The following is a 12,813-nucleotide window of genomic DNA, read 5'->3' on the forward strand; positions in this document are numbered from 1 at the left end:
GATGGCTGTACCCGATCTCTAGCACAGCCCCGGCAGGCCTCGCCATAACCTAGTTTTCGCGACAGGAGCCGAACTGTCGCTCTCGGTCAGGCGGCGCGCTGGGTCAGCAATTGGGCAAGCAGCTTGTCGGCTTCGCCGGAGGCTTCGTTTTCAACGGCGCCGCCACGCATCTGGTGCCAGGTGATGAGTTCCATCGTCCCGTCATGATGCTCGGCAATCGCCGTGCAGCTTTCCACCCAGTCGCCGGTATTGATGTAGCGGATGTCGCCGATGTCTTCGATGACCGCATGGTGGATGTGCCCGCAGATCACGCCCTGCGCATCGTGGCGACGGGCCTCGTCGGCAACCACCTTCTGGAACTCGCCGATGAAGTTGACGGCATGCTTCACCTGAAGCTTGGCCCAGGAAGAGAACGACCAATAGGGCATGCCGAGGCGGCGGCGGATTGCGGCCAAGCCGATATTGATGGCGATCGCCGTGTCGTAGGCCCAGTCGCCGAGATAGGCGAGCACGCGGGCATTGCGCACCACGACATCGAACTCGTCGCCATGGAGCACCAGATAGTTTCGGCCGTCGGCGCCCTCGTGAAGGTAGCGTTGCGCCACCTCGATGCCGCCGAAATGCACGCCGGGAAAATCACGCAGGAATTCGTCGTGATTGCCGGGGACGTAGACGATGCGGGCGCCTTTGCGTGCCTTGCGCAGAAGCTTCTGCACGACGTCGTTGCAGTTCTGCGGCCAGTACCAGCTGCGCTTCAGCCGCCAACCGTCGACGATGTCGCCGACCAGCACGATCGTCTCCGCTTCATGATGCCGCAGGAAATCGAGAAGGAAGTCCGTCTTGGCGGCCTTCGACCCGAGATGGACGTCGGAGATGAACAACGTCCTGAGCTTTCGTACGGAGTTGTCTTGCTGCGCCGTCATGCCAGCCTCGTCTGGGTTACGCTTTCTGCCCCCGTGAAAACCAGACTCGTGTTTCAGGAAGATGACATGAGCGCCTTGCCGCCCATCTGGCCGCCAAAATCGATACGGCAAAACTGTACCTCGTTCCGAATTCATGCCAAAAGGCACGACCACGAATGAGGAATGCGAGAGAATGAACACGGGCGACAAAACGAAATCCCAAACCGGTCCGGCCAGCGGCGACATCGACCAGCAGGCCCTTTTCTTCCACCGTTACCCTCGCCCGGGAAAGCTCGAAATCCAGCCCACCAAGCCGCTCGGAAACCAGCGTGACCTGGCGCTTGCCTATTCGCCTGGTGTCGCCGCCCCCTGCATCGCCATCCGCGACAACCCGGAAACGGCCGCGGATTTCACCGCCCGCGCCAACCTGGTCGCCGTCATCTCCAACGGCACGGCCGTGCTCGGCCTCGGCAATATCGGACCGCTGGCTTCGAAGCCGGTCATGGAAGGCAAGGCGGTTCTCTTCAAGAAGTTTGCCGGCATCGACGTCTTCGACATCGAGATCGATGCCTCGAGCATCGACCGCATGGTCGATGTCATCTCGGCGCTTGAACCGACCTTCGGCGGCATCAACCTCGAAGACATCAAGGCGCCTGAGTGTTTCGAGGTCGAGCGTCGCCTGCGCGAAAAGATGCAGATCCCGGTCTTCCATGACGACCAGCACGGAACGGCCATCATCGTCGCAGCCGCCATCCTCAACGGCCTCGAACTCGCCGGCAAGGATATCGCCAAGGCGAAGATCGTCACGTCGGGTGCCGGTGCCGCCGCGCTCGCCTGTCTCAACCTGCTCGTGACGCTTGGCGCCAAGCGCGAGAACATCTGGGTGCATGACCTCGAAGGCCTCGTCTACAAGGGCCGCGAAGTGCTGATGGACGAGTGGAAGTCCATCTACGCGCAGGAGAGCGACAACCGCGTGCTTGCCGACAGCATCGCCGGCGCAGACGTGTTCCTCGGACTTTCCGCAGCCGGCGTGCTGAAGCCGGAACTGCTGGTGCAGATGGCGGAGAAGCCGCTGATCATGGCGCTTGCCAACCCGACGCCGGAAATCATGCCGGAGGCTGCCCGTGCCGCCCGTCCGGATGCGATGATCTGCACCGGTCGATCGGATTTCCCGAACCAGGTCAACAACGTTCTCTGCTTCCCGCACATCTTCCGCGGCGCGCTCGATTGCGGCGCAAGCACCATCAACGAAGAAATGAAGATGGCGGCAGTCCGCGCCATCGCCGGCCTTGCCCGCGAGGAGCCGTCCGACGTCGCCGCCCGCGCCTATTCCGGCGAGACCCCGGTCTTCGGCCCGGATTACCTGATCCCCTCGCCCTTCGATCAGCGCCTCATCCTGCGCATCGCGCCGGCCGTCGCCAAGGCGGCCGAGGAGAGCGGCGTCGCCACCCGTCCGATCCAGGACTATGACGCTTATCTCGACAAGCTGAACCGCTTCGTCTTCCGCTCGGGCTTCATCATGAAGCCGGTCTTCGCCGCGGCGAAGAACGCCCAGAAGAACCGCGTGATCTTTGCCGAAGGCGAAGACGAACGCGTGCTGCGCGCCGCCCAGGTTCTTCTCGAAGAAGGCACGGCCCGCCCGATCCTGATCGGCCGTCCGCAGATCATCGAGACGCGCCTGCGCCGTTACGGCCTGCGCATCCGTCCCGATGTCGATTTCGAAGTGGTCAACCCCGAAGGCGATCCGCGCTATCGCGACTATGTCGAGGACTATTTCTCGCTCGTCGGCCGCCTGGGCGTGATCCCGGAAGCCGCCCGTACGATCGTGCGCACCAACACGACCGTGATCGGCGCGCTGGCGGTCAAGCGCGGCGAAGCGGATGCGCTGATCTGCGGCGTCGAGGGCCGCTATTCCCGGCACATGCGTGACGTTTCGCAGATCATCGGCAAGCGCGAGGGCGTGCTCGACTTCTCCGCGCTCAGCCTGCTGATCTCGCAGCGCGGCGCCACCTTCTTCACCGATACCTATGTGAGCTATTGTCCGAGCGCCGAGGAAATCGCCCAGACCACCGTCATGGCGGCACAGGAGATCCGCCGCTTCGGCATCACGCCGCGTGCTGCCCTCGTCTCGCATTCGAACTTCGGCTCGCGCGACTCGGAAAGCGCCACCAAGATGCGCAAGGCGCTCCAGCTCGTGCGGGAACTCGCGCCCGACCTCGAAGTTGACGGTGAAATGCACGGCGATGCGGCAATCTCGGAAGCGCTGCGCCAGCGCGTCATGCCGGACAGCAGCCTGCCGGGCGAAGCCAACCTGCTGGTCTTCCCCAATCTCGATGCCGCCAACATCACGCTCGGCGTCGTCAAGACCATGACCGACAGCCTGCATGTCGGCCCGATCCTGCTCGGCTCGGCGCTGCCCGCACACATCCTTTCGCCTTCGGTCACGTCGCGCGGTGTCGTCAACATGGCGGCCCTCGCGGTCGTCGAAGCCAGCCATCCGGGCTGATATGAAGCCGCGGAGATCGCCATCGATCTTCGCGGATACCGGGCGCCAGACCGGCGCCCCCAATGCCATATCCAGGCGTCGCGCAATCGCGCGCGGCGCGCTATCGTCCGGGAATCACAGAGAAATCATCCTCTGCCACCCGCTCGGGCAGACCAGTCGGGAAAACCGCCAATCAGAAATTGCATGTCTGGTATTGCACACTAAACAGCTAAGTTTGCGCTGGACAAAAGGTGAACCCCTAACCATGCTGCAACCTCGGACGAGATTCGGTGTTGTGGCATGACTGAGCAACAGGCTGTCCTCGACATGCTGGAAATCCTGGAATGCGGGGGCTGTGTCGAGCCCGCTCATTTCTTTACGCTGATGCGCCGGACCTTCCGCATCGCTCATCTCCTGTACCTTGAAGCCGAGCCCTACGCCGACGAGCTCAAGATCTGCCGCCTGCATCACACCTTCGGTGCCTATGCGGCCGAAATCTACCGGTCGCGCAGCCTTCATCGAATCGATCCCATCCTGAAACTCGCACTTGGCGGCGTCCGCCCGGTGGAGTGGACGATGGCGCGGCATCGTTTTCCGGATTGCGAGCCTCTGTTCCAGGCGGCGCAGGAGATCGGCCTTTCGACCGAAGGCGTCGCCTTGCCGCTGCCTTCGCCAGCCGGCCGCATGGCGCTGCTTGCCCTCAACGTCAACATGCCGGCCGACGAATGGACGGCCTATCGGCGCCAGCATCTGCGCGATTTCCAGCTCGCCGCCAACCTCTTCCATGCCGCAATGCTCGAGCACGCCGCAATGCCCGGAGCGCTTTCGGCGCGCGAGCGCCTCACCGGCCGCGAAACCGAGGTTCTGACTTGGGCCGCCGCCGGCAAGAGCTATTGGGAAATCGCCACGATTCTCGGCATTTCCGAACGTACCGTGCGCTTCTTCATGACCAATGCGAGGCGCAAGCTGAATGTCGTCTCCAATACGCAGGCCGTTGCCCAGGCCGTGCGCCATGCGCTGATCCCCACCGTTTGACGCCGGCCGCGCCAAGGCCCCTCCCAAAACCCCTCGAAATCTAGTGGGAAATATCACCGATTTAAACTGTCACTACCGACAGTTACGCGGCCGTCGCCAGCCTGACAGCATCCGCCCATCCCAAAACAAGGATGGAGAAAAAGATGATCAGGATCCTGAACGGAAAGACCCGCGCACAGCACCCGCAGGCCGTCGACGAGATGTTCCGGCTGCGCAAGCGCGTCTTTCACGATTTCCTGAAATGGGATGTTCAGACCGACGGTGAGTGGGAAATCGACAACTACGACAAGGCGAACCCGCTCTACGTGCTGTCCTACGCCCCCGATACCGGTCGCCTGCGCGGCGCACTGAGACTGCTTCCGACGCTCGGCCCCAACATGCTGGACGATACTTTCCCGATCCTGCTCGGCGACAACCCGGAAATCCGCAGCGCTTCGGTCTGGGAATCGAGCCGCTTCTGCATCGAGCCCGACATTTCGCAGGATCGCGCATCGAATCAGGTCACGGTCGCGGCCGCCGAGTTGATGTGCGGCGTCGGCGAGCTCGGTCTCGCATCCGGTATCAGCCATATCGTCACGGTCACCGACGTGTTCCTGGAACGCATGTTCCGCCGCATGGGATGCCCGGGCGAGCGCATCGCCGAACCGCATCGCATCGGCTCGGTTTTCGCCGTTGCCGTCGCCTGGGAAGTGACCGAGAACCTGCTTCAGCGCATGAAGGCCGTTGCTGCCATCGAAGGCACCGTTCTGGAACGCCCGATGTCGCTGGAAACCGCCCGCGCCGCCTGACCGCTTCGGTCGGCCGGACCCGTTAACGCAAACCGCCGCTTGTCGTTGCACGATCATCGACAAGCTCTATGATGGAGGTGAAACAGGAATTGCCGCCAGCAGCCGCCCATACCAGAAGGTTGGCATCGTGTGGCAGTAGGAAGAGACTTCGCCCGTGTTCCCGCGCTTGAAACACGTCGCTGCGGCGCTTGTGCCGTTGGCTCTGGTCGGTGCCGATCCTTCGCTGGCATCGACCGTGTGCGACCGGCTGAACACCCGGCTTGCGCAAATGTCCGACATCGTCGCCAGCAATGCCGACGCCCGCGACTATGCCAGCGCCATCTCACGCCAGAACATCGAGTTGCGCCGGGCGAAGAACGATCGCCGGCGCGCGGGCTGCGGTGGCGGCAGCGTCGCCACCTTCGACGGCGGAGACCCCGACACCTGCAGCGAGCTCGACAGCCTCATCGCCGAGATGGAAGACAACCTGCGCATGCTGAAATCGGAGCGTGAGCAGATCGTCGCCGGCGGCAGCGAAGACACCCGTCGCCGTATCGTCGCCGCGCTCGAGATCAACGGCTGCTACAGCGACCGCGACTATTTTGCGAGCGTCGAACCCGAAGAGCCGGAGACGCACCGCAACATCATCGCCGATCTGCCGCCTGACGACGCCTACGGGCCGATGCTTGGGCATGGCGAAGACGGCTATGCGCCGCAGGACGGCTACTATCGCGGGACGTTGCGGACCATGTGCGTGCGCACCTGCGACGGCGCCTTCTTCCCGATCTCTTCGGATGCGACGCCCGCCGACTTCCCGCGTGACGAACAGGCCTGCCGGGCGCGCTGCCCTGGCGCCGAGACGGAGCTCTACTTCCACGACCTCAACACGGAGGAGAGCGAACAGATGGTCTCGGCCGTGACCGGCCGGCCCTATACCGAAATGCCCAATGCCTTCGCCTATCGCACCCGCGGCATCAGCAAACCCGGCATGTGCGGCTGCCAGATACCGCAGACGGCCGCGACCTCGCCGAAAGCGACCGGTACGATGACCGGCGATGACCAGTCGTCAATCGTGGTGATCGAAACCAAGAAACCGGCAGATGCAACGACCGCTAAGGCGCCGCCCGAGGAGCGCCCCTACGACCCATCCAAGAACAAGGTGCGCGTCGTCGGCCCGACCTTCCTGCCCAACGAAGAAACCTCGATCGACCTCAAGCACCCAAAGGGACCGGCCTATCAACCGGTCCAGAATTGATGTCGGAACGATCCGTCGCTGCAGTTCCCCAGCCTTCCTCGAAGACCAGTTCTTCCAGCGGCAAGCGCTGGCGCCACCCTTTCACCGCCAGCTCGGGCTGCTGATAGAGGCGATCGACATAGCCGAGGCAGAGCCAGGCAACGATCTCGATATGATCGGGGATGCCGAGGATCGCCTTGACTTCCGTCTCGTGGAAGATGCTGACCCAGCCGACGCCGACCCCTTCGGCGCGCGCCGCCAGCCACAGGTTCTGCACGGCGCAAACCGTCGAATAGACATCCATCTGCGGATTGTGCGTGCGGCCGAGAACGACGGCGCCGCCGCGTGTGCGATCACAGGTGACGCAGATGCTGAGCGGCGCCTTGCGAATGCCTTCGAGCTTCAGTGATCGATACTTGGCCTGTTGTTCCTCCGCAAACATCCGCGCCGCCTCGTCATTGGCACGGCGAAAGGCCTGCCAGACGCGTTCGCGCGTTTCCGGCGCCCGCACCAGCACGAAGTTCCAGGGCTGCATGAAACCCACGGACGGCGCGCTGTGCGCCGCCGTCAGCAGCCGCTTCACCAGTTCGTCGGGCAAAGGCTTGTCCAGGAATTCATCGCGCACGTCGCGGCGTGTTTCGATGGCGCGGTAGACGGCCTCCCGCTCTTCCAGCGAAAAGGCACCGGCAGCCGCAAGGCCGCCCTTCGGTTCAGTCAGCATCGTTCGATCCCCAACAATGCGAAAACCTCCCGCCGTCCACGCGGGGTTCGGTCTATCTCGCCAGGCCGGTCTTCTGACTTCGGTTCAACCGGTCGCCCCACCTTCCCAGATCGCTTGAAGATCCAGTGGCAAAACCTTGAATCAATTCAAGGCACTTCGAGAGGCAACCGTCCCCGTCACAGCGTTGGGCACGTTCCAGAATGACACCGGATTCCCGATTCTCCCGCTCGCGCGGGCACCTGACGGCGCCATAAGGGCACAGCCGCCAGGGAAAGACAAGCACCCGTCAGGGCGGGTGAGGAAAAGTGCCGGCGGTTTTCCGCCCGCATCCCGCTCTACTTATAAGGATCGATCACCGTGATCTAAAGCGGCGCCACCGGATGCGGCGAACCGTCATAGCCGCCCCAGACCGACTGGTCGAAGCAGATCACCGATCCGGTCATCAGCCCGGATTCGGCCGAAGACAGATAGGCGCAGGCGCGCGCGACCTCCGCCGGATCGACGAGCCTGCCGAACGGTTGGCTGGCGGCCGCCTTTTCGAGCCAGTCTGCGGCGGCGCCGTGAAACTCGCGCTGGATGCGATCTTCGCCTTCGGATGCCATCCAGCCGATATTCAGGCCGTTGACGCGGATGCGGTTGCGTAACAGCGCGTAGGCCGTGTTCTTGGTCAGCGTTTCGAGGGCCCCTTTCGATGCGCAATAGGCCGCGATGACGGGCTGCCCGGCCATCGCCGACATGGAACCGATATTGACGATCGTGCCTTCGGTCCGCTCGCGCCGCATCACCTTCACCGTCTCCTGCATCAGGAAGAACGGCGCCCGTACATTGATGGCGAACATCCGGTCGAAGAGCTCCGGTGTCGTGTCGAGGATCGTGCCGCGATCGGTAATGGCCGCAGCATTGACCAGCGCATCGACCCGGCCGAACTCCGCATCGCAGGCGGCAACGACCTTCCGCGCGAGCTCCACCTTTTCAAGATCGGCCTCGACATAGACCACCTTCGCGCCGCTGGCCTTGCCGATTTCCTCCGCCTTCGCGCGCCCCTTGGCGGCATTGCGCCCGCAAATGACGATGCCGGCTGCACCGCGTTCGGCGAAAAGGCCGGCAATCGCTGCGCCCAGTCCTTGCGTGCCACCGGTGACGATGGCGATCTTGCCTTGCATTTGTCCGTTCATCGAATTCTCCCTCGGGAATGATCGCGTGAAACAGGTACGGCTCCCGAGCGCAACGCATCGGGAGCCCGTCAAATGTGAGATTGAACCGTCAGCTCAGCTTGCGCCGTGCCTGTGCATCGAGTGCCGCTTGAAAGTCCTGCTCGCTCGTTCCCGCAGCCAGTGCCTCGCGCATCAACTGCGCCTGCGTCTTCGGTGCCAGGCCGCCGAGCGGCGGATCCCGATCGAGATTGGTCGGAAACGAATAGCCCTCGGCGCAGGATGCGATGACGTTGGCGGCTTCCGCCTCGGTCAGCTTGCCCTTCGCCAGCAATGTCTTCAAGGCCGGGTAGAGCGTCGCGCTCATCGTCAGCCGGTCGACCGTCTCCATCGCCCGACCGAAAGCCGAGGACACCTGCAGGAGATTGGCGACGCGGCGGATATCGGCGGAGCGATTGTTGCCGGCGGCATGGAAGAGCGCAGGGTTGAAGAAGACGACATCGCCCTTTTCGAGCGGAAGCTGCACGTGGTGCTCGTCGAAATAGGCGCGGAACTCCGGCCGGTTGAGCGCCAGATAGCCCGGCACGTAGGTCTGGCTATAGGGCAGGAACAGCGTCGGCCCGCTTTCGAGCGGCATGTCGCAATGGGCGACCGCGCCTTGCAGCGTCAGCACCGGCGAAAGCTTGTGCACATGAACCGGATATCGCTCGATCACCGCGGAGGTCTGGAAGCCGAGATGGTAGTCCCGGTGTGCCGATTGCGCCGCGCCGCCCGGATTGACGCGGTTCACCTGCGCCGTCATCTGATAGTTCGGCCCGAGCCAGGCTTCGCTGACGAGCGCAATGATCGCATTGGCATAGTAGGCCGCAAAATTCTCGGGCGCCTTCAGGCAGTGTTTTTCCAACGAATTCCAGATGCGATCGTTGGCGCCGGGCTTGGCGAAGTGATCACCGCCGCCGCTGTTGCTGCGATGCTGCTCCTCGATGATCCCGTCGAAGACGGCGCTCGCGACGTCGATTGCGGCCGTATCGGCGAAGGCGCGCTTGAAGACCGCCACACCCGGGCCGGCTGCCAGCGCTTCGCAGATTTCGGCAAGCACCGCCCGCCGCGTTTCGGCATTGCCGCAGGCGGCAATCAGGTCGGCGCTGTTGTAGACGAGCACGTTCTTGTCGCAGCCTGAAGCATAGGGATAGTCGGCCAGGTTGGTGCGCCGTTCGACTTCCGCCCGGAACGCCTCGATATCGCAGGCCTCCTCAGTGAGCCAGACACGCTCCACCCGCTGCCTCGCACCGTTGTCGGTCTTCATCCCGTTTCCTCCCCTGGAACATCTTGATGAGCACGACTATAGGCGGCCACAAAACATGATATAGGGCAAGAATCCATCAAAAATCCATCAGGAGAGTTGGCGCGATGGCCCATCCGTTTCTGGTCAAGGACATTGCCTTTCAGGCCGGCCTCAGCACCGCGACCGTCGATCGCGTGCTCAACGAACGCCAGGGCGTACGGCGGCAGACCATCGCCAGGGTTCGCGCGGCCATCGAAGAGCTGGAGAAGCAGCAGGCCGGGCTCGACATCCAGGGCCGCAAGTTCGCGATCGATATCGTGATGGAGGCGCCGGAACGTTTTACCGATGCAGTGCGGCGGGCTTTCGAGGGCGAAGCGATGACGCTGGCGCCGACGAGCTTTCGTTGCCGCTTCCATTTCGCCGAGACGATGCGCCCGCAGGAGATCGTCCAACTGCTCGACCGCATCCGGCTGCGGGGAACCGATGGGCTTGTTCTCAAGGCGCCTGATGTGCCCGAGATCGTCGGCGCCGTGGCGCGCTTCGAGACGAGCGGCATCCCCGTCGTCACGCTGGTGACCGACCTGCCCCATTCCCAGCGAACCGCCTATGCCGGCGCCGACAACAGGGCAGCCGGAGAAACCGCCGCCTATCTCATCGGCGAGCGCTTCGCCGGCGCGTCGGCGACCGTGCTCGTCACCTTGTCCAGCGGCCGCTTCCGCGGTGAGGAAGAGCGGGAAATCGGCTTTCGCCGCGTGCTGCGCCAGCGCTACCCGACGATCCGGATCGTCGAGATCAGCGAGGGCCATGGGCGGGACAGCGAAACCGGTGCACTGGCGGATGCGGCACTCGCCGCCAACCCTGACATCAATGCCGCCTATTCCATCGGCGGCGGCAACCGCTCGGTGCTGGCCGCCTTCGACCGGCTCGGCCGCCGCTGCGCTCTCTACGTCGCCCACGACCTCGACGAGGACAATCTGGCGCTGCTGCGCGAGCGGCGCATTCATTTCGTCCTGCACCATGATCTGAAGACCGACGCGCGCACGGCATTTCGCACGATCATGCTGCACGGCCGCGCTTCGTCTGGCGCGGTCGGCCCTCAGCTTTCGGCGGTCGTGGTCATCACGCCCTATAACGTGCCGGAGTAGGACGATCGCCACTCGGTCCGGGGACGAACTGATTGCCCGAGGTTCGGCCCGGCAGGACCGTATCGTCAGCCGATTCGACGCGATTGCGGCCGCGCCGCTTGGCGAGATAGAGCGCCTCATCGGCGGCCAGCAGCAGGGCGCGTGCGGTCAGCCCGTGGCGCGGCGCAAAGGCGATGCCGGCGCTGCCGCCGACGATGAGCAATTGGCCATTGAACCCGACCGGAGTCTGCGCATCGGCGACAAGACCAGCCGCAAGCCCGCGAGCCTCGGCCTCGCTGCATTCGCCGAGAATAATGGCAAACTCGTCGCCGCCGAGCCGTGCGACGGTACCCTTGGAGCCGGCACGGTTCCGGAAGCGCTCGGCCATGGCGACCAGAACGGCGTCGCCCGCCGCATGACCATGGCGGTCGTTGACCGCCTTGAACGCGTCGAGGTCAGCATAGACGAGCGTGAACGGGTGCGTCTTTGCCTTCAATAGCGCCGCCGCCAGCATGTCGTCGAAACCGCTCCGGTTGAGCAGCCCCGTCAGCCGGTCGTGCTTGGCAAGATGCCGGTTGAGCGCCTCGCTCTGCTGCAAGGCGGCAAAGAGCGACGAGAAGCGCAGGGCGACAAAGGCCATCAGCAGCGCCGCCACGATCGCCATTACGATGACGCTCGGCAACAACTCGGCCCGGACGAACCCGCCCGGTGACTTCGGCATCCACGCCGACACGAGGCAGGATGCGTCGGAGCAGCGCCCGACGGACGCATAGACGCTGCCCTCCGGCCGCGCTGCGAGCGGCACGAAGGCGAGTCTACCGATACCCAGCCGCGCCGCGATCTCGCGCATCATCTTCGGCGTCACCGGCCGCACCGAAACCATGAGCACGGGCGCGCGACGCTCCGCCGGTATCGCCAGCGTTTCCGGGATCACCGCCTGCACGACCGCGACGCTCATGCGTCCGTCGATTTCACGCAAGTCCACGGCGTGAATTCCGGGCACGGTCGGCATCACCGATTGCGGGTCCGGCGTCACGACATCCAGCACATAGGAGCCGTGATTGTTTCTGAGCGCGTTGTCGTAGCGGCGCCTGGCTTCGTCGAGCAGATCGTCCACCTCCTCGAGCGGAACACGGGCCGCCTCGCTTGATACCGCAACGCCGTCCTTCAACACCGTCGAAACGTTGTGGTCGCGATCCGTGAAGATCAGCCAGGAGAACCCGTAGTCTTCCCACAGCCAGCCCGACATCTCGTCCGCAACGAAGGCGTCGCTGACGTGTCCTTTGGCGAGTTCCTGGTAGGTTTTGTCCCAGAAGGAGAGCTGCGCCTGGAATTGAACGACCGCATCCATCTGGTGGCGCAGTTCGTTTGCCACCAGCCGCCGCTCCGCCGAAAGGCCGAAGCGATCCGCTTCCGCGACCGAACGATCAAGAACGAAGATGAGGCTCGCTATGATCAGGACGGCGACCAGGGTACAGGCGGCATGAATCGCCCAAACCGTTCTCCTCCGCTTCGCCAACCGCAACGTCTTGTCCACTACGCCAGTCCCCCTCGTCCGCACCGGCCACGGCGAGCATTTTGGCGCTCCTGCAAGCGCGATGCCCGGCGATGGCAGCCGATACGCCGGCACCCTAGCGACCAAATTAGAAGTTTGGCTTAAATAAGCTGGTGTTGAAATACTTAACGATTTCAACCACCTGAATCGATAGACAAACCGACCGACAATCAGCAGTCGCAGGCAAAACCTATGGGCGCGCAAGCGCCGGCCCGCGCACCCATATTCGCAATCGCCTATCGGGTCACAGCCGCGCGATCGCGCGGGCCCGCATTCGCACCGCGCTCGAGCAGAAGCCGGACCACGTTCGCCTGCTGATCACAACGAAAGCGAGCGGCGTCATCCAGTCCTGCTGCGGCTCCGGCCAGCCGCGGCCCCGGAACGCCCCGAAAGCGGCCTTGATAAGCTTCGGCTGCCGATCGAGAATTTCGGCAACGCGTTCGACCATTCCAAAGGATGCGGCCGCAAAGATACCCTGGGGCTGCTGCGCGTCCTGTCGGACGGCCAAGGTCGCCGTAACGCTGTGAATTGCTGCAGGTTTTCTTCCCTGGATC

Annotated in this window: 11 protein-coding genes and 1 riboswitch; of the genes, 5 read left to right on the forward strand and 6 right to left on the reverse strand. The window is 63.8% G+C overall.

Annotated features, from left to right (window positions below; translation table 11 throughout):
* Positions 1–86 precede the first annotated feature (86 nt).
* A complete protein-coding gene (locus tag ACQ5BM_RS21480) occupies positions 87–923 on the reverse strand; it encodes a UDP-2,3-diacylglucosamine diphosphatase (RefSeq protein WP_429815617.1) in 837 nt (278 codons plus the stop codon).
* Positions 924–1,095: 172 nt separating this feature from the next.
* Here ACQ5BM_RS21480 and ACQ5BM_RS21485 point away from each other — a divergent pair, with 172 nt between their 5' ends.
* The 4 genes from ACQ5BM_RS21485 to ACQ5BM_RS21500 all read left to right on the forward strand — a co-directional run bounded on the left by ACQ5BM_RS21485 (position 1,096) and on the right by ACQ5BM_RS21500 (position 6,444).
* On the forward strand, positions 1,096–3,408 hold the full coding sequence (locus ACQ5BM_RS21485; protein ID WP_429815620.1) for an NADP-dependent malic enzyme: 2,313 nt from the start codon (positions 1,096–1,098) through the stop codon (positions 3,406–3,408).
* A 279-nt stretch (positions 3,409–3,687) separates the two neighbouring features.
* On the forward strand, positions 3,688–4,422 hold the full coding sequence (locus tag ACQ5BM_RS21490) for a helix-turn-helix transcriptional regulator (RefSeq protein WP_429815623.1): 735 nt from the start codon (positions 3,688–3,690) through the stop codon (positions 4,420–4,422).
* 143 nt (positions 4,423–4,565) lie between these two features.
* Positions 4,566–5,210 (forward strand): acyl-homoserine-lactone synthase, encoded by a 645-nt coding sequence (locus ACQ5BM_RS21495; protein WP_429815626.1) that lies wholly within the window; start codon positions 4,566–4,568, stop codon positions 5,208–5,210.
* Between the two features lie 154 nt (positions 5,211–5,364).
* Complete coding sequence (locus tag ACQ5BM_RS21500) at positions 5,365–6,444, forward strand: DUF2865 domain-containing protein (protein WP_429815629.1); 1,080 nt, start codon at positions 5,365–5,367, stop codon at positions 6,442–6,444.
* On the opposite strand, the gene bluB is transcribed toward ACQ5BM_RS21500, so the two are convergent.
* The 3 genes from bluB to ACQ5BM_RS21515 form a co-directional block, all read right to left on the reverse strand.
* Positions 6,401–7,144, reverse strand: a complete 744-nt coding sequence (gene bluB / locus ACQ5BM_RS21505; RefSeq protein ID WP_429815632.1) for a 5,6-dimethylbenzimidazole synthase — start codon at positions 7,142–7,144, stop codon at positions 6,401–6,403. The two genes, ACQ5BM_RS21500 and bluB, sit on opposite strands and share 44 nt — an antisense overlap.
* A 46-nt stretch (positions 7,145–7,190) precedes the next feature.
* A riboswitch (cobalamin riboswitch) is annotated at positions 7,191–7,402 on the reverse strand.
* Positions 7,403–7,506: 104 nt separating this feature from the next.
* Positions 7,507–8,319: an SDR family oxidoreductase gene (locus ACQ5BM_RS21510; protein ID WP_429815635.1), complete on the reverse strand. Its 813-nt coding sequence runs from the start codon at positions 8,317–8,319 to the stop codon at positions 7,507–7,509.
* Between the two features lie 88 nt (positions 8,320–8,407).
* The gene (locus ACQ5BM_RS21515; RefSeq protein WP_429815637.1) at positions 8,408–9,601 is read right to left on the reverse strand and encodes a phytanoyl-CoA dioxygenase family protein; all 1,194 of its coding nucleotides are present in this window, start codon (positions 9,599–9,601) and stop codon (positions 8,408–8,410) included.
* Positions 9,602–9,705: 104 nt separating this feature from the next.
* Between ACQ5BM_RS21515 and ACQ5BM_RS21520 the strand changes: the two genes are divergently transcribed.
* Positions 9,706–10,725: a LacI family DNA-binding transcriptional regulator gene (locus tag ACQ5BM_RS21520; protein ID WP_429815639.1), complete on the forward strand. Its 1,020-nt coding sequence runs from the start codon at positions 9,706–9,708 to the stop codon at positions 10,723–10,725.
* On the opposite strand, the gene ACQ5BM_RS21525 is transcribed toward ACQ5BM_RS21520, so the two are convergent.
* Both ACQ5BM_RS21525 and ACQ5BM_RS21530 read right to left on the reverse strand, forming a co-directional pair.
* Complete coding sequence (locus ACQ5BM_RS21525) at positions 10,700–12,241, reverse strand: diguanylate cyclase domain-containing protein (protein ID WP_429815641.1); 1,542 nt, start codon at positions 12,239–12,241, stop codon at positions 10,700–10,702. The two genes, ACQ5BM_RS21520 and ACQ5BM_RS21525, sit on opposite strands and share 26 nt — an antisense overlap.
* A 262-nt stretch (positions 12,242–12,503) precedes the next feature.
* Complete coding sequence (locus ACQ5BM_RS21530; protein ID WP_429815644.1) at positions 12,504–12,707, reverse strand: hypothetical protein; 204 nt, start codon at positions 12,705–12,707, stop codon at positions 12,504–12,506.
* Positions 12,708–12,813 lie beyond the last annotated feature (106 nt).

Origin of the sequence: Ensifer sp. B1-9, from assembly GCF_050474445.1 — a bacterium.
Lineage (GTDB): Bacteria > Pseudomonadota > Alphaproteobacteria > Rhizobiales > Rhizobiaceae > Ensifer.